We start from the raw sequence: 17,364 nt of genomic DNA, 5'->3' as shown, positions 1-17,364 counted from the left end.
TCATGATTACTATTGCTCTCAGTAAAGGGCGCATTTTTGAGGAAACGACGCCGCTACTGGCTGCGGCAGGCATTCAGTCTTTGGAGGATCCCGAGTCTTCACGCAAACTGATTCTGCCGACGAATCGTGAGGATGTGCGCCTGGTGATCGTGCGTGCCACTGATGTGCCGACCTATGTGCAATACGGGGCAGCGGATATTGGTATTGCTGGCAAGGATGTGTTGGATGAGCATGGTGGCGAGGGTTTGTACCAGCCACTGGACCTGAATATTGCCAGATGCAAAATGATGGTGGCTGTGCGGGAAGACTTCGATTATGAAGCCAGCATACGCCAGGGGGCACGCCTCAAAGTCGTCACCAAGTATGTGAAAACGGCGCGCGAACATTTTGCCGCCAAAGGCATGCATGTAGACCTGATCAAGCTGTATGGTTCGATGGAACTGGGGCCGTTGGTTGGGTTGGCCGATGCGATTGTCGATCTGGTCAGTACCGGGGGAACTTTGCGCGCAAACAAACTCAAAGCAGTGGAAGAAATTGGTGCCATCAGTTCGCGCTTGGTGGTTAATCAGGCGTCTTATAAAGTGAACCGTCCGTTGCTGCAACCAATTATTGACAGCTTTGCCGGAGCCATCCGTAAAGACTAGCCGCAATTCATAAAGATTAATTGACTGAGATCTATGAAGATTAAACGTTTAAATACCCAGGACGCAGGTTTTGAGGCTGAACTGAAAGCCTTGCTGGCTTTTGAAACAGCGCAGGACGACAACATTGACCAAGTGGTCGCCAATATCCTCAAGGATGTAAAGGCACGCGGCGATGCGGCTGTGCTCGAATATACCAACCGTTTTGATAAAACCAATGCGGACAGTCTGGCCGCATTGGAAATCCCTCATGCTGAATTGCATGCAGCATTGAATAGTCTGCCAGCGGCGCAACGCGAAGCTTTGCAAGCTGCAGCTGAGCGCGTTCGTAGCTACCACGAGAAACAAATTATGCAATCGTGGCAATATACTGAGCCGGACGGCACTTTGCTGGGACAGCAAGTGACTGCGCTGGACCGCGTTGGGTTGTATGTGCCGGGCGGCAAAGCAGCGTATCCGTCCTCTGTGCTCATGAATGCGATCCCGGCTAAAGTGGCTGGCGTGCAGGAGCTGGTGATGGTGGTCCCTACGCCTAACGGTGAAAAGAATCCGTTGGTGTTAGCAGCGGCTGCAGTCTGCGGCGTGGACCGCGTATTCTGTATCGGCGGCGCCCAAGCCGTTGGCGCGCTGGCTTATGGCACTGAAACCGTACCACAGGTTGATAAAGTCGTTGGCCCGGGCAATGCTTATGTGGCTGCAGCCAAACGTCGAGTCTTCGGCGTAGTCGGTATCGATATGGTGGCTGGTCCATCAGAGATTCTGGTCATTAGTGATGGCAAGAGTAACCCGGACTGGACGGCGATGGATTTGTTCAGTCAGGCCGAGCACGACGAATTGGCGCAAGCGATTTTGCTGTCACCGAGTGCAGCATTCCTCGATCAAGTACAAGCAAGTATTGAGCGCCAGGTCGGCGAAATGCCGCGCCAGGAGATTATCCGCACTTCCCTGCAAAATCGTGGAGCCTTGATTCAGGTAAAAGACCTGGCTGAAGCGGCAGAGATTTGTAACTACATTGCGCCTGAACACCTGGAGTTATCCATGGACGATGCGCTGACATTCAGCAAGCAGATCAAGCACGCCGGTGCCATTTTTATGGGTCGCGATACCTGTGAAGCGCTGGGTGATTACTGTGCTGGCCCTAACCACGTATTGCCGACTTCCCGTACGGCGCGGTTTAGTTCGCCGTTGGGTGTGTATGACTTCCAGAAGCGTTCCAGCCTGATTATGGTTTCCTCTGCCGGGGCACAGTCATTGGGTAAGATTGCTGCGACGCTGGCCTATGGTGAAGGCTTGCAGGCCCATGCCCGCAGTGCTGAGTATCGCCTGAAGTAAGAGGTAGATAATGAGCCAATACTGGAGCGACATTGTTCATCACTTGACGCCTTATGTGCCAGGCGAGCAGCCAAAATTACAAAATCTGGTCAAGCTGAATACCAATGAAAATCCTTATGGACCCAGTCCTAAGGTGATTGCAGCCTTGCAAGCCGAGGCTGCCGACAGCCTCCGTTTATATCCTGACCCGGATTCCAGCCGCTTGAAAGCAGCCATTGCCGACTATCACGGTTTAAACTCCAATCAGGTATTTGTCGGTAATGGTTCAGACGAAGTGCTCGCACATGTGTTTCAGGCCTTGCTTAAACACGACCAGCCCTTACTGTTTCCCGATATTACCTATAGTTTTTATCCAGTATATTGCGGGCTGTATGGAATCACTTTTGAAACGGTTGCATTGAATGAGCAGTTCGAAATCGCTGTGGATGATTATTTGCGGCCCAATGGCGGCATTATCTTTCCTAACCCCAATGCGCCCACGGGCATTCCCCTGGCCTTGAGTGAAATCGAACGACTTTTAAAAGCCAATACCCAGTCAGTGGTGGTCATTGATGAAGCCTATGTTGATTTTGGCACTGAGTCTGCGGTATCGCTGGTTAATCAATACCCTAATTTGCTGGTAACCCACACCTACTCCAAGTCCCGCTCCTTGGCTGGATTGCGGGTTGGCTATGCCGTTGGTGATGCAGGTCTGATTGAAGCGTTGATTCGCGTTAAGGATAGCTTTAATTCGTACCCGATTGACCGTTTTGCGGAGGCTGGTGCCGTGGCTGCCCTGCAAGATGAAGCCTATTTTCAGCAAACACGCCAGCAAGTCATCGCCGCGCGCGACCAGTTGGTGCTTGGTTTGCAATCATTAGGCTTTGAGGTGTTGCCTTCGGGTGCTAATTTTATCTTTGCACGGCATCAGAATTATTCTGGTGAGCAATTGGCAACAAGCTTGCGCGAACAGGCGGTGATCGTGCGACATTTTAAAAAACCGGCCCGGATTGCTGAGTTTTTGCGCATAACAATAGGTCATGAAGCCCAGCACCAGGCCTTAATGCAGGCATTGCGGTCAGTAATTCAGGCTTGATGTCGCTAAAATCGAACTATTTGCCGCAATATAACCGCTAACATCCCGCAAATGATTGCATTATGACCCAAAAAAAGTCGTCGCAATATTGTCATTTTTTTCAAAATGCGGTTATGATGCACGCTATTGTACATAATGTGCAGTGAGGGTTGCGTTTGCATAATTGCTGCGCATAGTTTCATTGGATTGAAAATAGAGCAAACTCGGAGGAAGAAAAATGGCACAAACCCAGATGGCATTGGATTCATTGGATTTTGACGCAACGATCGCTTTGGCAGCTAAAGTAGCGCCACACGTAGATATCTTGGAAATTGGTACACCTTGTATCAAGCACAACGGTATCGAACTGTTGAAAGCATTGCGTTCCAAATTCCCTAACAACAAGATTTTGGTTGACCTGAAAACCATGGATGCTGGCTTCTACGAAGCTGAGCCATTCTACAAAGCAGGTGCTGACATTTGTACCGTGTTGGGTACAGCTGATATCGGTACGATCAAAGGTGTGATCGACGCTGCCAATAAATATGGCAAAGAAGCGCAAATTGACCTGATCAACGTGAAAGACAAAAAAGCCCGTACCCTGGAAGTGGTAAAACTGGGTGCACACATTATCGGTGTTCACACTGGTTTGGACCAACAAGCAGCTGGTCAAACACCTTTTGCTGACCTGGGTCTGGTATCCGGTTTGAAAACAGGCGCTAAAGTATCTGTTGCTGGCGGTGTTAAAGCGGCAACAACCAAGCAAGTGGTAGATGCAGGTGCTGATATCGTGGTTGCTGGTGCAGCGATCTACGGTGCTGCTGATCCAGCGGCGGCTGCAAACGAAATCACCAAAATTGCTCACGGTTCTGGCGCTGCTGCTAAAGGTGGCAACAAGTTGCTGCCATGGATCATCGCTGCGGTTGCTGCAGTATTGGTATTTTCACTGTTGGGTAAAAAATCTGAAGAAGCTGCTCCTGCTGCCGAGGCACCAGCAGCTGAAGAAGCTGCACCTGCTGAAGCTGCGCCTGCCGCAGAAGCACCAGCGGCTGAAGAGGCTGCACCTGCTGAAGCTGCGCCTGCTGAAGAAGCTGCGCCAGCAACTGAAGGTGCTAACTAATCAATCGCTATTCACGCAGATAGCTTTCTGATCTAAAAAGCAGCCCAACCGGGCTGCTTTTTTGTTTTTCATGACGGCTTTTTGCCAGTCCGGCAAGAGTTGCTGTAAAATGGACAAACTATTGCTAATTCTCTGTGAATACCCTTCCATCTCATATGTCACGTCAAGCTGAAGTCACGCGTAATACGTTAGAAACACAAATCACTGTCTCGATTAACCTCGATGGCACTGGCCAATCCGAGTTGCACAGCGGTTTGGGTTTTCTGGATCATATGCTGGACCAAATTGCCCGTCACGGCATGATCGATTTGAAAGTGCATGCCAAGGGCGACTTGCATATTGATGGACACCACACGGTGGAAGATATCGGTATTACGTTGGGTCAGGCTTTTTTCAAGGCATTAGGCGACAAAAAAGGCTTGACGCGCTATGGTCATAGCTATGTCCCGCTTGATGAAGCATTGAGCCGGGTGGCGCTGGATTTGTCCGGTCGTCCCGGCCTGGAATTTGATTGCACCTTCACGCGTGCCATGATTGGTGAGTTTGATGTGGACCTGATTCATGAATTCTTTCAGGGTTTCGTCAATCATGCATTAGTCACGTTGCATATTGATAACCTCAAGGGACATAATGCTCACCATCAGGCAGAAACCATCTTCAAAGCCTTCGGGCGTGCGCTGCGTATGGCGGCGACCCCAGATCCACGTATGGCAGGATTGATGCCATCTACCAAGGGTGCGTTATAACGCCTGATTGCTTATCATGAGTCGTTTGCAAGTCGCCATTGTTGATTATGGCATGGGTAATTTAAGATCGGTGGCCAATGCTTTCAAAGCTGTGGCCCCATCCATTTCTATTGCGGTTACCAGCGATGCCGAGCAGATTGCGCAAGCCGAGCGTGTCGTCTTCCCAGGCCAAGGAGCTATGCCGGATTGCATCCGCGAACTCGATGCGCGACATCTGCGTCAGTCAGTTCTGGATGCCACACAGCAAAAACCTTTCTTTGGGATTTGTATCGGCCTGCAGATGCTATTTGAGCACTCTGAGGAAGGTGATGTGCCAGGCCTGGGCGTATATCCTGGCGAAGTGAAACGTTTTCCGCACGAGCGGATGGTCGATGTGCATGGCGCCAAGCTGAAAGTGCCACACATGGGCTGGAGCCAGGTACACCAAACCCAGGTCCATGCCATGTGGGCTGAGATTCCTGACCAGGCACGTTTTTACTATGTACACAGTTACTATGTAGTCCCTGATGATGCCAGCCTGACCGCAGCCACGACGGCTTACCCATTTGATTTTACGGGTGCGATTGCGCGGGATAACGTATTTGCCGTACAGTTTCACCCGGAAAAGAGTGCCAATGCAGGCTTGCAACTTTTGCGAAACTTTGTAAACTGGAAGCCTTAGGCGGGTTTTCGGTCGTTTTAGTCATTACTCGTATTTATCATTGAAAACAACATGTTAATTATTCCAGCAATTGATTTGAAAGATGGTCACTGTGTGCGTTTGAAGCAGGGCCTGATGGAAGAATCCACAGTATTTTCCGAAGATCCGGCTGCCATGGCCAGACATTGGGTAGATAAAGGCGGTAAACGTTTGCACTTGGTGGATTTGAACGGTGCTTTTGCCGGAAAGCCAGTCAATGAAGATGCGATCAAATCTATTGTCGCGGCCCTGGGTGGTGATATCCCTATTCAATTGGGTGGCGGTATCCGTGACTTGGATACGATAGAGCGTTATCTGGATGACGGTATTAGCTATGTCATTATCGGGACAGCTGCCGTGAAAAACCCAGGTTTCCTGCACGAGGCTTGCTATGCGTTCCCAGGCCAGATCATGGTCGGCCTGGATGCTAAAGATGGCAAGGTGGCCGTGGATGGCTGGTCAAAACTGACCGGGCACGATGTGATTGACCTGGCCAAGAAGTTTGAAGACTACGGTGTGGAGAGTATTGTCTATACCGACATTGGCCGTGATGGTATGTTGACCGGCGTGAATATTGATGCCACTGTCGCCTTGGCGCAGGCCTTAACCATCCCGGTGATTGCCAGTGGCGGTGTCACCAATCTGGATGACGTGCGCAACCTGTGTGCTGTGCAGGATGAAGGCATTATGGGTACCATTACCGGCCGCGCCATCTACGAAGGGACACTGGACTTTGCTGCGGCGCAACAGCTGGCTGACCAGCTGAGCGGTCAATAATGGGGTGTGCTAAACGCATTATTCCTTGCCTTGATGTGACCGATGGCCGCGTTGTTAAGGGCATTAATTTCCTTGAGCTGCGCGACGCTGGCGATCCAGTGGAAATTGCCCAGCGTTACAACGATCAGGGCGCAGACGAGCTCACCTTTCTCGATATCACTGCCACCTCCGATAACCGCGACCTGATACTGCACATCATAGAACGCGTGGCCGAGCAGATTTTTATCCCACTGACAGTCGGTGGGGGTGTGCGTAAAGTTGAAGATGTGCGACGCTTGCTCAATGCTGGTGCCGACAAAGTTAGTATCAACACCACTGCAGTGTTAAATCCGCAAGTCGTCGAGGATGCCGCTGGCCGTTTCGGGTCACAATGTATTGTTGTAGCGATTGATGCTAAAAAGGTCGATAACCAACCATTTGAATGGGAAGTTTTCACACATGGCGGTCGTAATCCCACTGGTTTGGACGCTGTCAAATGGGCGCAGAAAATGGTGAGTCTGGGTGCTGGTGAATTGCTGGTGACGAGCATGGACCGCGATGGGACCAAGATTGGTTTCAATAATCCGCTTAACAAAGCGATCAGCGATGCAGTAGACGTACCTCTCATCGCTTCCGGCGGGGTGGGCAACTTGCAGCACCTGGTAGATGGCGTGACTATCGGTGGTGCAGATGCTGTATTGGCTGCCAGTATCTTTCACTATGGCGAATTCACAGTCCAGCAGGCCAAAGATTATATGCGTGAACACGGATTGGAAATGCGATGAGCTGGCTGGACCAAGTGGCCTGGACTGAGGACGGCCTTGTACCCGTCATTGCTCAGGAGAAAGAGACTGGCAAAATCCTGATGTTTGCCTGGATGAATCGCGAGGCTTTGCAGCTGACACGCGAGACTGGGCATGCCGTCTATTTCTCCCGCTCACGAAACAAGTTGTGGCACAAAGGCGAAGAGTCTGGGCACACGCAGATGGTGCATGATATCCGCCTTGACTGTGATAACGATGTTGTCATGATCACGGTCGAACAGTTGGGTGGTATTGCGTGTCATACTGGTCGGCACAATTGCTTTTTCCAGCAATTACAAGGCGATGAGTGGGTGACGGTAGAGCCTGTGCTCAAAGACCCGAAAGCGATTTATCATGAGTGATGTATTAAACAGGCTATCCGAGTTGCTCGAACAGCGTAAGGCCGCTGATCCATCTTCTTCCTATGTTGCGAAGTTGTATGCCAAAGGTATGGACAGTATCCTCAAAAAGATCGGTGAAGAAGCCACTGAAACTGTGATTGCTGCCAAGGGTGGTAAGGCCGACGAAATCATTTATGAAACAGCAGATTTATGGTTTCATACGCTGGTGATGTTGAGTCATGCCGGACTCAGTGCTCAAGATGTGCTTGACGAATTGGCGCGCCGCGAAGGCTTGTCTGGCATTGCAGAGAAAGCGAACAGAACAGAATGAGTGCAGACTGTATTTTTTGCAAAATCGTTGCAGGTAACATTCCGTCAAAAACGTTATATGAAGATGACGATGTCATCGTGTTTCACGACATCCGTCCATTAGCCAAGGTGCATTTTTTAATTGTGCCCAAGGCGCATATAGAAACGCTGAAAGACTGCACGGCTGAACATCAGGCTTTGTTGGGGAAAATGATGTTGCTTGCTGCCCAGTTAGCCGCTGAGCAAGGCTTGACGGGTTACAAGACCGTCATGAATGTTGGTCGCGAAGGCGGCCAGGAAGTGTTTCATATTCATCTGCATGTGTTTGGTGGCGGACCTGCCGCCTGATACTAGCAAGATAAAGGAGATTGCAATGGGTTCATTTAGTTTGTGGCATTGGCTGATTGTCTTGCTGATTGTGGTACTTGTATTCGGTACCAAAAAGCTACGTAATATCGGTGGCGACGTCGGCGGAGCGGTTAATGAGTTCAAAAAGGCAATGAATGAAGGTAAGGATGCCTCCAAGCCTGAAGAGATTTCTGACAAAAGCAAGTAAACGCTGACGCGCCGTGTTTGATATTTCATTTTCAGAGTTGATGGTGATTGCTTTTATCGCTCTCGTGGTGATCGGGCCGGAAAAATTACCAAAAGTCGCCCGCACCGCGGGCGCTTTTTTTGGCCGGTTGCAACGTTTTGTCTCGCAAGTGAAAGACGAAGTAAACCGCGAAGCACGTTTTGCTGAATTGCAAACACTGCAGCAGGAAGTGCAATCCAGTTTGCATCAAGGTTATACGGAAATTGAACAAAGTATTTTTCCCACAACACCGGCTGCAGATGAGGTTGTGGCAGACCCTGTGAAGGTTAAAAAGCCGCGTAAACCGCGCCAACGTGAAACGCATTCAGTTGTTGAGCAGTCTTCTGAAGCAGAGTCCATTTCTACCAAACAATCAATCGCCAAGTCTGGTGATCCACAAGCTGAGCTGTTTTCAGCGGCACCTATCCCTGTGCAAAAGAAACCGCGCCGACCACGTAAAACAGTTAAAAGAGAAGATGTAGCCGATTCTGACTCTGAACAAAAACCGCTTGCTTAAGCGTTTACGAAATTCCGCTCATCATGACGCCTACCGAAAGTTTTATTTCACACCTGATTGAATTGCGCAACCGCTTGCTACGTGCAATCATCGGTTGGCTGGTAGTGTTTGTGGCCTTGTTTCCGTTTGCCGACAAACTTTATAGCCTGATGGCAGCGCCGTTATTGAGTAAGTTGCCCCAAGGTGCACAAATGATTGCCACTGCAGTGACGACGCCTTTTTTTGTGCCCATGAAAGTGACCATGCTGACGGCCTTTCTGGTCGCATTACCATGGATGATTTACCAATGCTGGGCCTTTATTGCGCCAGGGTTGTACGCGCATGAAAAACGCCTGATCCGACCTTTACTGGCGGCGGCGATGGTCTTGTTTTTTGTTGGTATGGCTTTTGCCTATTTTGTCGTGTTTCCTGTCGTATTCGGCTTCTTGGTTGGCAGTGCGCCGCAAGGTGTTGCTGTCATGACCGATATTGCAGAATACCTGAATTTTGTCATTGGCTTGTTTGTTGCCTTTGGCTTTGCGTTTGAAGTGCCTGTTGCCGTTGTGCTGATGGCGCTGATGGGGTGGGTGACCTTGGACCAATTAAAGGAGTCACGCTCTTACGTGATTGTCGGCGCTTTTGTCTTGGGGGCGATTTTCACGCCACCCGATATCGTGTCGCAATGTATGCTGGCGGTACCGCTGTGGTTGCTTTACGAGCTTGGCCTGCTGGTGGTGCGCTGGCTGCCGCAGACGCCAGCCAGAGATTCTACGACAAGCTAACTATTGCGGTAGTTTGCTTGGGAGTGGGCGCTTGCCAACTACCAGTGCAATATTGACTTTTTTGCCCGCACGTATGATGGACAAGGTTGCTTTGTCGCCTGGTTTAAGCATGGCAATAATATTGAGCATAGATTGACTATCTGCCACTGGTTTGTCGTCAATGCCCACCAAGATATCGCCTGGACGTAAACCTGCCTTGTCAGCCGGGCTATCCAACAGGACGCCGGCAATCAGGGACCCGTTCGCTGTTTTCAAGTTAAAGGACTCTGCCAGCTCTGGCGTAATATCTTGGGCCTCGATCCCTATCCAGCCACGTGTCACCGAACCATTAAATGTAATTTGCTCCATGACCTGTTTGGCAATGCTGACCGGGATGGCAAAGCCTATACCCATACTACCTCCATTGCGTGAATAAATGGCGCTGTTGATGCCGATCAGGTTGCCGTTGACGTCTATGAGCGCGCCACCGGAATTGCCGGGGTTGATTGAGGCATCTGTTTGAATGAAGTTCTCAAAAGTATTGATGCCAAGGTGATTGCGCCCCAATGCACTGATGATGCCCTGAGTCACGGTTTGGCCGACACCAAACGGGTTGCCAATCGCCAGAACGACATCACCTACCTTCATCTGGTCACTGTTGCTGAAGGTGATGGCTGGCAGTTTTTTGCGATTTATTTTAAGCACCGCTAAATCGGTATCCGGATCGGTACCTACCACCGTGGCAGAGGATTTACTGCCATCGCTAAGCGCCACTTCGATCTGGTCAGCTGAGCTGATGACGTGATTGTTGGTCAGAATCAGACCGTCGGCGCTGACAATCACGCCGCTTCCCAGGCTGTTTTCAGGTTGCTCATCCTCCTCTTCCATCTCGTCACCAAAAAAATGGCGAAACAACGGGTCACTTTTCAAAGCATGATGCGGATCCTGGCTGATGCGTGCTGTCGTGAAAATGTTCACCACTGAAGGCATGGCTTTGCTCACCGCGGTGCGATAGCCGGTTTTGGCGATTACCGTGCTATTGTTGGCCGCCGTTTCCTTGATGACCAGTGTTTTGTTACCGGGTTGGGTGAGAATGTTTGGATAAAATAATTTTAAGACAAACAAAACGCCCAAACAAACGGTGACGGCTTGTGAGAAGATAGTCCAAAGGTATCGCATAATTGCAAAAGTAAAATGAGTCTTAACAAATCACTAGTATATATGAGAGTCTGAGATGGAATTGAATCTTCTTGTCGCGGAATTGGCCAATTTTTTACAAGTTGGAAAATTTCAGGATTATTGCCCGAATGGATTGCAAGTCGAAGGTCGGCCGCAAGTGCGGCGCATTGTCAGTGGTGTGACGGCCAGCCAGGCCCTGATTGAAGCGGCAATTGAGGCGGATGCGGATGCCGTTCTTGTGCATCATGGCTATTTCTGGCGTGGTGAAGCCCCTGAGGTCACTGGGCTCAAGCGCAATCGTCTCAAGCGCTTGCTGACCTATGATCTGAGCTTGCTTGCCTACCATTTGCCGCTGGATGCGCATGCTGAAGTTGGGAATAACGTACAACTCGGCAAAGTGCTTGAGTGGCCCATCGTGCGTTACCTGGATGATAAAAATATGCTGCCAGTAGCGGAGTTCCCACAACCGATGGCGCTGAGCCAGGTGGGTGATCATGTCAGTCGGAAACTTGGGCGTTCAGCGCAAATACTCGGCAATCCTCAAAAGCCGGTACAAACAGTGGCTTGGTGTACAGGAGCGGCGCAGTCGTATATCCAACAAGCAGTCAATGCTGGCGTGGATCTGTTTGTCAGTGGTGAAGTCTCTGAGCAGACCTGGCACACAGTGTGTGAAACGGATACGGCTTATATCAGCGCAGGCCATCACGCGACTGAGCGTTATGGAGTGCAGGCGCTAGGACATTGGCTGGCGGAGAAATATGGGATTGAGCATATTTATGTGGAGGTGGATAACCCAGTTTAATTGATAAATATCAATGACTTATTGAATTATATTTGGCTTGTTTATGCGAAAAATGTATAATCGCGCCTGAAGTTTTGATCACACTGTTACCTCAAAAGGGTAGATTAAGGAAGCCAATGTCAGAAAACAAAATTGACAACAACTGTTTGTCGTTTTGCCAGCCATCTGAGGTGGATTTGCAAAAACGCGACTTTTTGGTGAAGGCTACGGCTGCCACCGGTGCTGTGGGTGTTGCTGCTGTAGCGGTCCCGTTTGTAGGTAGCATGCTGCCTAGTGAGCGTGCCAAAGCGGCAGGTGCGCCAGTAGAAATTGATATCAGCAAGTTGAAGCCGGGCGAGAAAATGACTGCCGAATGGCGCGGTCAGCCGGTATGGATTGTGCGTCGCACGCCGGAAATGTTGGCCAAGCTTTCCAAGCATGATGATCAGCTTTCCGATCCTAAGCTAGAAGTGCCGCAGCAGCCTGAATATTGCAAGAATCCCGCACGGGCAATCAAACCAGAATTTGCGATCATGTTGGGGACCTGTACCCATCTTGGTTGCTCGCCGAATGACAATTTTGCCATAACGGCAGATTGGGACGGTGGTTTTGTCTGTCCATGTCATGGATCTAAGTTTGACTTGGCAGGTCGCGTCATGAAGGGATCTCCTGCGCCCACCAATCTCGTGGTGCCACCCCATCAATATCTCACTGAAACGACTATTTTGGTTGGCGACGACAAGAAAGCGGGAGCTTAAGCATGGCGGACACAAGAAAAATAGAAACGACTGGTCTGTTGGGCTGGATTGATTCCCGTTTCCCACTCACCAGTACTATAAAAGGACATCTTACCGAGTATTACGCACCTAAGAACTTCAATTTCTGGTACTTCTTTGGTTCGTTGGCGTTATTGGTGCTGGTGCTGCAGATTGTCACCGGCATTTTCCTGACCATGAACTACAAGCCGGATGCCGAATTGGCGTTTGCTTCGGTCGAATACATTATGCGTGATGTATTTGGTGGCAACATTATCCGTTATATGCACTCTACCGGTGCTTCCATGTTCTTTGTGGTGGTCTACCTGCATATGTTCCGTGGCCTGATTTACGGGTCATACCGTACACCGCGTGAGTTGATCTGGCTGTTTGGCGTAGGCATTTTCCTGGTATTGATGGGCGAGGCTTTCTTCGGCTACCTGCTGCCATGGGGCCAAATGTCATACTGGGGTGCTCAGGTGATTGTGAACCTGTTCTCTACCGTGCCATTTATCGGTCCTGATCTGTCTGAATGGCTACGTGGTGACTACCTGGTGTCGGATGCAACATTGAACCGTTTCTTTGCTTTCCACGTGATTGCTTTGCCGTTGGTTTTGTTGGGTCTGGTGGCAGTGCATATTGTAGCCTTGCATGAGGTGGGTTCCAACAACCCTGATGGCGTTGAAATCAAGAAGCATAAGGACAAGGAAACAGGTATTCCATTAGATGGTATTCCGTTCCACCCTTACTACTCTGTCAAAGATATGGTGGGTGTGGTGGCCTTCCTCATGGTGTTCTTTGCCATCGTGTTCTTTATGCCGGAAATGGGTGGTTATTTCCTTGAGGCGAACAACTTTATCCCGGCGGATCCGCTGAAAACACCACCGCATATTGCGCCAGTCTGGTATTTCACGCCTTACTATTCCATCTTACGTGCAGTACCGCCTATCGGTATTTCACAGTTCCCTGGAGTAGTCGCGATGGGCTTGTCAGTAGTGGCGTTTGCTTTCTTGCCATGGCTGGACAAGAGCCCAGTGAAATCTATCCGTTACCGTGGCAAGTTATACAAGCGCTGGTTAACGGCATTTGTGATTAGCTTTGTCATTCTGGGTTACCTGGGTACAGTGCCAGGTGATGTCTGGGGACAATTCGGTCCGTGGATGGGACGCGCAGATCGTGCGACAGTTCTTGCCCGTATTTGTGCCGTTGTGTACTTCGCATTCTTTGCGTTGATGCCTTGGTACACCAAAAAAGACCAAACCAAGCCAGTGCCAGAAAGGGTGACATACAAATGATGAAAAAATGGTTTATTCAGGCATTTGCTAGCCTGGCATTGCTGGCCTCCGGCGTTGCTTTGGCGAACGAAGTGCATATTGACGTCAAGGCGCCAATCAAAATGACGGATAAGGCGTCATTGCAGCGCGGTGCTAAGATTTTCGTAAACTACTGCTTAAACTGCCATAGCGCAAACTACATGCGTTATAACCGTTTGCAGGATATCGGCCTCAGCGACAAACAGATCAAGGAAAACTTGCTGTTTGCCGGCGAAAAGGTTGGGGAAACCATGCGCGTCAGCATGAATCCTAAAGATGCCAAAAAGTGGTTTGGTGCTGCGCCACCTGACCTGAGCGTTGAAGTGCGTGCGCGTGGTGCCGATTGGGTATATGCCTATCTGCGTAGTTTTTACAAGGATGACACGCGTCCTACCGGCTGGAACAACCAGGTATTTGACAAGGTAGCCATGCCGCACGTGTTGTATGAGTTGCAAGGCATCCAGGTGTTAGATCATGAAACACATACACTGAAACTGGAGAAAGCTGGTAAATTAAGTCCTGAAGAGTATGACCAGTTTGTTGGTGATTTGACCAACTTCTTGGCGTTTATGGCTGAGCCAGCCAAACAATCCCGTTTGTGGATTGGCGTGGTGGTGTTGCTGTTCCTGTCTGTGCTGTTCGTCTTGGTTAAAAAAATTAAAGCGGAATACTGGAAAGATATTCGCTAATTGAAACCCAAGTCCGACACCAAGGCGTGAGGCCTTGGTGTCTTTTTTTATAGGGAAAATAAATTATGATGAGATTGTATTCGGGTACCGTAGATCCTTACAGTCACCGTTGCCGTATCGTACTGTTCGAAAAAGGGATGGACTTTGAAGTCATTGATGTTGACTTAACCAATAAGACCGAAGATCTTGCCATCTTGAACCCATATGGTGAAGTGCCGGTGCTGGTTGAGCGTGACCTCGTATTGTCGGAAGCCAATATCATCAATGAGTATATTGATGAGCGTTTCCCGCATCCACAATTGATGCCTGCGGATCCTGTGATGCGTGCACGTGCGCGTCTGTTCCTCTACAACTTTGAAAAAGACCTCTTCAGCCACATCAAGGATATTGAATCCAGTGATGAGGAAACTGCAGACAAAGCGCGTAAAGTGGTGCGTGATAACTTGACGCAACTGGTGCCGATTTTTGGTAAACAAAGTTACCTGATGGGTGATGAGTACTCCATGCTTGATGTGGCAATTACGCCATTGTTATGGCGCCTGGGACATTATGGGATTGAGTTGCCAAACCAGGCAGCGCCATTGTTGAAATACGCAGAGAGACTATTCTCCCGCCCGATGTATGCAGAAGCGATGACGCCTTCTGAAAAGGCGATGCGTAAATAACGCCTTGGCATACAAGCAGCGCGGATGATATTCGCGCTGTTTTTTTAAGGACATGTCCATGAGTTCATTGATTCCAACCACTGCTTACCTGATACGTGCCATTCATGAATGGTGTATTGATAATGGATTAACCCCGCATTTGCTGGTCAAGGTCGATGCACATACGCGTGTCCCCATGGCTTATGTCAAGAATGGTGAAATTGTGCTCAACGTCAATTACACCGCAGTGAAAGACTTGCATATCGATAACGATGCAGTCGTATTTTCTGCGCGCTTCAATGGTGTGGCACAGCATATTTATGTGCCCATCCATCGCGTAGGAGGTGTTTTTGCCAGGGAGAATGGTCAGGGCATGTTCTTTGAGGTGACCGATGGGCAAGCGCCAGAACCTAATGATCGCGATGTTCTGCCGACAATTGAAACCCCAGAGCCGTCGCCTGCCAAAAAGTCGCACCTTAAAGTAGTGAAATAGGCCTGCGTTATAAGAATGTCCTGTTGGTGGTATGGCGGAGCGTCAAATTGGACAATATTTTCAACAAAAAATTAAAAAAATTCTTAAAAGCACTGGATCACTTCCCGAAAAAAGTGATATAGTTGCGCCTTCCTGAAATGCCGGGTTAGCTCAGTTGGTAGAGCAGCGCACTTGTAATGCGAAGGTCATCAGTTCGATTCCGATACCCGGCACCAAAATAATGCATGTTGACATTGACGTCGGCAGTATTAACCGCGATAATCGCGGTCGATTTTTTGGAGGGGTGGCCGAGTGGTTAAAGGCGACGGACTGTAAATCCGTTCTCTCTGAGTACGCTGGTTCGAATCCAGCCCCCTCCACCAAAAATGATTGCCTGTAGGTGTTGCTGTAAAGCGGGTCGGTGAGAACCTTCCTTGGGTGTTCTGCATAGTGCGGGTGTAGCTCAGTTGGTAGAGCACTTGCCTTCCAAGCAAGATGTCGCGAGTTCGAACCTCGTCGCCCGCTCCAACAATAACAAAAGGCATAACGCCCATGTGGCTCAGTGGTAGAGCACTCCCTTGGTAAGGGAGAGGTCGCGGGTCCGATTCCCGCCATGGGCACCAGATTCGCTCTGTAAGCATATGGGGCTTGATAAGTAGTCGCGTGCAAGGGTGCTGTCATCCGCGTCGCATAATTTGTGAAAACAATATTATTGGCTTTATTTAGTACTAATAAAGGAAAAACATCATGGCAAAAGGCAAATTTGAACGTACCAAGCCACACGTGAACGTTGGTACGATTGGTCACGTTGACCACGGTAAGACAACATTGACAGCGGCGATTACGACAGTGTTGACGAAGAAATTTGGCGGCGAAGCAAAAGCTTACGACCAAATTGACGCGGCACCAGAAGAAAAAGCCCGTGGTATTACCATTAACACAGCCCACGTTGAATACGAGACAGCCACACGTCACTACGCACACGTTGACTGCCCAGGCCACGCTGACTATGTTAAAAACATGATTACCGGTGCTGCGCAGATGGATGGCGCGATTTTGGTATGTTCCGCTGCTGACGGCCCTATGCCACAAACACGTGAGCACATCCTGTTGGCCCGCCAGGTTGGTGTACCATACATCGTTGTGTTCCTGAACAAAGCTGATATGGTTGACGACGCTGAGTTGCTGGAGCTGGTTGAAATGGAAGTGCGTGACTTGCTGAGCAAGTATGACTTCCCAGGTGATGACACCCCAATCATCAAAGGTTCTGCTAAATTGGCCCTCGAAGGCGACCAATCAGAAATCGGCGAACCAGCAATCTTCGCATTGGCTGATGCACTGGACAGCTACATCCCGACGCCAGAGCGTGCCATCGACGGTACCTTCCTGATGCCAGTAGAGGACGTATTCTCTATCTCAGGCCGTGGTACTGTAGTGACCGGCCGTGTTGAGCGTGGTATCGTTAAAGTCGGCGACGAAATCGAAATCGTTGGCCTGAAGCCAACACTGAAAACCACCTGTACTGGTGTTGAAATGTTCCGTAAACTGCTGGACCAAGGTCAAGCAGGTGACAACGTAGGTGTACTGTTGCGCGGCACCAAGCGTGAAGAAGTTGAGCGTGGTCAAGTGTTGGCTAAATCCGGTTCTATCAAGCCACACACCAAGTTCACCGCTGAGATCTACGTGTTGGGTAAGGATGAAGGTGGTCGTCACACTCCATTCTTCAACGGCTACCGTCCACAGTTCTACTTCCGTACAACTGACGTGACTGGTGCGGTTGAGTTGCCAGCAGGTACCGAAATGGTGATGCCAGGTGATAACGTATCTATCACAGTAACATTGATCGCTCCTATTGCGATGGAAGACGGTCTGCGTTTCGCGATTCGTGAAGGTGGTCGTACCGTTGGTGCTGGCGTCGT

22 protein-coding genes and 4 tRNA genes are annotated in these 17,364 nt (G+C 49.8%); 25 read left to right on the top strand and 1 reads right to left on the bottom strand.

What is annotated here, in order from left to right:
* Positions 1 to 2: 2 nt before the first annotated feature.
* From hisG to tatC, 14 genes are all read left to right on the top strand, one after another.
* Positions 3 to 644, top strand: coding sequence for an ATP phosphoribosyltransferase (hisG, locus tag F463_RS0108610; RefSeq protein WP_018986669.1), 642 nt, complete (start codon positions 3 to 5; stop codon positions 642 to 644).
* A 33-nt stretch (positions 645 to 677) separates the two neighbouring features.
* A complete protein-coding gene (gene hisD / locus F463_RS0108605) occupies positions 678 to 1,973 on the top strand; it encodes a histidinol dehydrogenase (RefSeq protein WP_018986668.1) in 1,296 nt (431 codons plus the stop codon).
* Between the two features lie 10 nt (positions 1,974 to 1,983).
* Positions 1,984 to 3,048 carry a histidinol-phosphate transaminase gene (gene hisC / locus F463_RS0108600; protein WP_018986667.1) on the top strand — a complete coding sequence of 355 codons (1,065 nt, stop codon included), beginning with the start codon at positions 1,984 to 1,986 and terminating at the stop codon, positions 3,046 to 3,048.
* 217 nt (positions 3,049 to 3,265) lie between these two features.
* On the top strand, positions 3,266 to 4,147 hold the full coding sequence (hxlA, locus tag F463_RS0108595) for a 3-hexulose-6-phosphate synthase (protein ID WP_018986666.1): 882 nt from the start codon (positions 3,266 to 3,268) through the stop codon (positions 4,145 to 4,147).
* A 155-nt stretch (positions 4,148 to 4,302) separates the two neighbouring features.
* Complete coding sequence (hisB, locus tag F463_RS0108585) at positions 4,303 to 4,893, top strand: imidazoleglycerol-phosphate dehydratase HisB (protein WP_018986664.1); 591 nt, start codon at positions 4,303 to 4,305, stop codon at positions 4,891 to 4,893.
* 16 nt (positions 4,894 to 4,909) lie between these two features.
* A complete protein-coding gene (hisH, locus tag F463_RS0108580; RefSeq protein ID WP_018986663.1) occupies positions 4,910 to 5,554 on the top strand; it encodes an imidazole glycerol phosphate synthase subunit HisH in 645 nt (214 codons plus the stop codon).
* A gap of 51 nt (positions 5,555 to 5,605) precedes the next feature.
* The gene (gene hisA / locus F463_RS0108575) at positions 5,606 to 6,349 is read left to right on the top strand and encodes a 1-(5-phosphoribosyl)-5-[(5-phosphoribosylamino)methylideneamino]imidazole-4-carboxamide isomerase (RefSeq protein ID WP_018986662.1); all 744 of its coding nucleotides are present in this window, start codon (positions 5,606 to 5,608) and stop codon (positions 6,347 to 6,349) included.
* Complete coding sequence (gene hisF, locus F463_RS0108570) at positions 6,349 to 7,113, top strand: imidazole glycerol phosphate synthase subunit HisF (RefSeq protein ID WP_018986661.1); 765 nt, start codon at positions 6,349 to 6,351, stop codon at positions 7,111 to 7,113. Before hisA ends, hisF begins: the two co-directional genes overlap by 1 nt.
* Complete coding sequence (hisI, locus tag F463_RS0108565) at positions 7,110 to 7,493, top strand: phosphoribosyl-AMP cyclohydrolase (RefSeq protein WP_018986660.1); 384 nt, start codon at positions 7,110 to 7,112, stop codon at positions 7,491 to 7,493. The genes hisF and hisI overlap by 4 nt, the downstream gene beginning before the upstream one ends.
* Complete coding sequence (locus tag F463_RS0108560; RefSeq protein ID WP_018986659.1) at positions 7,486 to 7,803, top strand: phosphoribosyl-ATP diphosphatase; 318 nt, start codon at positions 7,486 to 7,488, stop codon at positions 7,801 to 7,803. The genes hisI and F463_RS0108560 overlap by 8 nt, the downstream gene beginning before the upstream one ends.
* Positions 7,800 to 8,129, top strand: coding sequence for a histidine triad nucleotide-binding protein (locus F463_RS0108555; protein WP_018986658.1), 330 nt, complete (start codon positions 7,800 to 7,802; stop codon positions 8,127 to 8,129). The genes F463_RS0108560 and F463_RS0108555 overlap by 4 nt, the downstream gene beginning before the upstream one ends.
* Positions 8,130 to 8,154: 25 nt before the next feature.
* Positions 8,155 to 8,337, top strand: a complete 183-nt coding sequence (tatA, locus tag F463_RS0108550; RefSeq protein WP_018986657.1) for a Sec-independent protein translocase subunit TatA — start codon at positions 8,155 to 8,157, stop codon at positions 8,335 to 8,337.
* A gap of 13 nt (positions 8,338 to 8,350) precedes the next feature.
* Complete coding sequence (tatB, locus tag F463_RS0108545) at positions 8,351 to 8,872, top strand: Sec-independent protein translocase protein TatB (protein ID WP_018986656.1); 522 nt, start codon at positions 8,351 to 8,353, stop codon at positions 8,870 to 8,872.
* 23 nt (positions 8,873 to 8,895) lie between these two features.
* On the top strand, positions 8,896 to 9,633 hold the full coding sequence (gene tatC, locus F463_RS0108540; protein WP_018986655.1) for a twin-arginine translocase subunit TatC: 738 nt from the start codon (positions 8,896 to 8,898) through the stop codon (positions 9,631 to 9,633).
* On the opposite strand, the gene F463_RS0108535 is transcribed toward tatC, so the two are convergent.
* Positions 9,634 to 10,791 (bottom strand): S1C family serine protease, encoded by a 1,158-nt coding sequence (locus F463_RS0108535; RefSeq protein WP_026295448.1) that lies wholly within the window; start codon positions 10,789 to 10,791, stop codon positions 9,634 to 9,636. It lies immediately after the preceding gene.
* Positions 10,792 to 10,846: 55 nt separating this feature from the next.
* Here F463_RS0108535 and F463_RS0108530 point away from each other — a divergent pair, with 55 nt between their 5' ends.
* The 11 genes from F463_RS0108530 to tuf form a co-directional block, all read left to right on the top strand.
* Entirely contained in the window at positions 10,847 to 11,593 is a 747-nt protein-coding gene (locus F463_RS0108530) for a Nif3-like dinuclear metal center hexameric protein (protein ID WP_018986653.1), read from the top strand.
* Between the two features lie 116 nt (positions 11,594 to 11,709).
* Positions 11,710 to 12,330 carry a ubiquinol-cytochrome c reductase iron-sulfur subunit gene (gene petA / locus F463_RS0108525; RefSeq protein ID WP_018986652.1) on the top strand — a complete coding sequence of 207 codons (621 nt, stop codon included), beginning with the start codon at positions 11,710 to 11,712 and terminating at the stop codon, positions 12,328 to 12,330.
* Between the two features lie 2 nt (positions 12,331 to 12,332).
* Positions 12,333 to 13,622, top strand: a complete 1,290-nt coding sequence (locus F463_RS0108520) for a cytochrome b (RefSeq protein ID WP_018986651.1) — start codon at positions 12,333 to 12,335, stop codon at positions 13,620 to 13,622.
* Complete coding sequence (locus tag F463_RS0108515) at positions 13,619 to 14,329, top strand: cytochrome c1 (protein ID WP_018986650.1); 711 nt, start codon at positions 13,619 to 13,621, stop codon at positions 14,327 to 14,329. Before F463_RS0108520 ends, F463_RS0108515 begins: the two co-directional genes overlap by 4 nt.
* Before the next feature lie 65 nt (positions 14,330 to 14,394).
* Entirely contained in the window at positions 14,395 to 14,994 is a 600-nt protein-coding gene (locus F463_RS0108510; protein WP_018986649.1) for a glutathione S-transferase N-terminal domain-containing protein, read from the top strand.
* Between the two features lie 58 nt (positions 14,995 to 15,052).
* Positions 15,053 to 15,466 carry a ClpXP protease specificity-enhancing factor gene (locus F463_RS0108505; protein WP_018986648.1) on the top strand — a complete coding sequence of 138 codons (414 nt, stop codon included), beginning with the start codon at positions 15,053 to 15,055 and terminating at the stop codon, positions 15,464 to 15,466.
* A gap of 139 nt (positions 15,467 to 15,605) precedes the next feature.
* Positions 15,606 to 15,681: transfer RNA gene (locus tag F463_RS0108500), tRNA-Thr, on the top strand.
* Positions 15,682 to 15,743: 62 nt separating this feature from the next.
* A tRNA-Tyr gene (locus F463_RS0108495) sits at positions 15,744 to 15,828 on the top strand.
* Positions 15,829 to 15,897: 69 nt separating this feature from the next.
* Positions 15,898 to 15,973, top strand: a tRNA-Gly gene (locus tag F463_RS0108490).
* A 20-nt stretch (positions 15,974 to 15,993) separates the two neighbouring features.
* Positions 15,994 to 16,068: transfer RNA gene (locus F463_RS0108485), tRNA-Thr, on the top strand.
* 124 nt (positions 16,069 to 16,192) lie between these two features.
* On the top strand, positions 16,193 to 17,364 hold a 1,172-nt coding region (gene tuf / locus F463_RS0108480; protein ID WP_018986647.1), incomplete at its 3' end, for an elongation factor Tu.

This window comes from Methylophilus methylotrophus DSM 46235 = ATCC 53528 (assembly GCF_000378225.1).
Classification (GTDB): domain Bacteria; phylum Pseudomonadota; class Gammaproteobacteria; order Burkholderiales; family Methylophilaceae; genus Methylophilus; species Methylophilus methylotrophus.
This window is presented reverse-complemented; position numbering and strand designations above follow the sequence as displayed.

What these genes read in the sequence shown, in the direction of transcription:
- tatC (WP_018986655.1), top strand. Translation starts at nt 8,896, where the DNA reads ATGACGCCTACCGAAAGTTTTATTTCACACCTGATTGAATTGCGCAAC.
- hisB (WP_018986664.1), top strand. Translation starts at nt 4,303, where the DNA reads ATGTCACGTCAAGCTGAAGTCACGCGTAATACGTTAGAAACACAAATC.
- hisI (WP_018986660.1), top strand. Translation starts at nt 7,110, where the DNA reads ATGAGCTGGCTGGACCAAGTGGCCTGGACTGAGGACGGCCTTGTACCC.
- hisG (WP_018986669.1), top strand. Translation starts at nt 3, where the DNA reads ATGATTACTATTGCTCTCAGTAAAGGGCGCATTTTTGAGGAAACGACG.
- F463_RS0108530 (WP_018986653.1), top strand. Translation starts at nt 10,847, where the DNA reads ATGGAATTGAATCTTCTTGTCGCGGAATTGGCCAATTTTTTACAAGTT.
- F463_RS0108520 (WP_018986651.1), top strand. Translation starts at nt 12,333, where the DNA reads ATGGCGGACACAAGAAAAATAGAAACGACTGGTCTGTTGGGCTGGATT.
- hisD (WP_018986668.1), top strand. Translation starts at nt 678, where the DNA reads ATGAAGATTAAACGTTTAAATACCCAGGACGCAGGTTTTGAGGCTGAA.
- hxlA (WP_018986666.1), top strand. Translation starts at nt 3,266, where the DNA reads ATGGCACAAACCCAGATGGCATTGGATTCATTGGATTTTGACGCAACG.
- F463_RS0108515 (WP_018986650.1), top strand. Translation starts at nt 13,619, where the DNA reads ATGATGAAAAAATGGTTTATTCAGGCATTTGCTAGCCTGGCATTGCTG.
- F463_RS0108510 (WP_018986649.1), top strand. Translation starts at nt 14,395, where the DNA reads ATGATGAGATTGTATTCGGGTACCGTAGATCCTTACAGTCACCGTTGC.
- hisC (WP_018986667.1), top strand. Translation starts at nt 1,984, where the DNA reads ATGAGCCAATACTGGAGCGACATTGTTCATCACTTGACGCCTTATGTG.
- petA (WP_018986652.1), top strand. Translation starts at nt 11,710, where the DNA reads ATGTCAGAAAACAAAATTGACAACAACTGTTTGTCGTTTTGCCAGCCA.
- F463_RS0108505 (WP_018986648.1), top strand. Translation starts at nt 15,053, where the DNA reads ATGAGTTCATTGATTCCAACCACTGCTTACCTGATACGTGCCATTCAT.
- F463_RS0108560 (WP_018986659.1), top strand. Translation starts at nt 7,486, where the DNA reads ATGAGTGATGTATTAAACAGGCTATCCGAGTTGCTCGAACAGCGTAAG.
- hisH (WP_018986663.1), top strand. Translation starts at nt 4,910, where the DNA reads ATGAGTCGTTTGCAAGTCGCCATTGTTGATTATGGCATGGGTAATTTA.
- F463_RS0108535 (WP_026295448.1), bottom strand. Translation starts at nt 10,791, where the DNA reads ATGCGATACCTTTGGACTATCTTCTCACAAGCCGTCACCGTTTGTTTG.
- hisF (WP_018986661.1), top strand. Translation starts at nt 6,349, where the DNA reads ATGGGGTGTGCTAAACGCATTATTCCTTGCCTTGATGTGACCGATGGC.
- F463_RS0108555 (WP_018986658.1), top strand. Translation starts at nt 7,800, where the DNA reads ATGAGTGCAGACTGTATTTTTTGCAAAATCGTTGCAGGTAACATTCCG.
- hisA (WP_018986662.1), top strand. Translation starts at nt 5,606, where the DNA reads ATGTTAATTATTCCAGCAATTGATTTGAAAGATGGTCACTGTGTGCGT.
- tatA (WP_018986657.1), top strand. Translation starts at nt 8,155, where the DNA reads ATGGGTTCATTTAGTTTGTGGCATTGGCTGATTGTCTTGCTGATTGTG.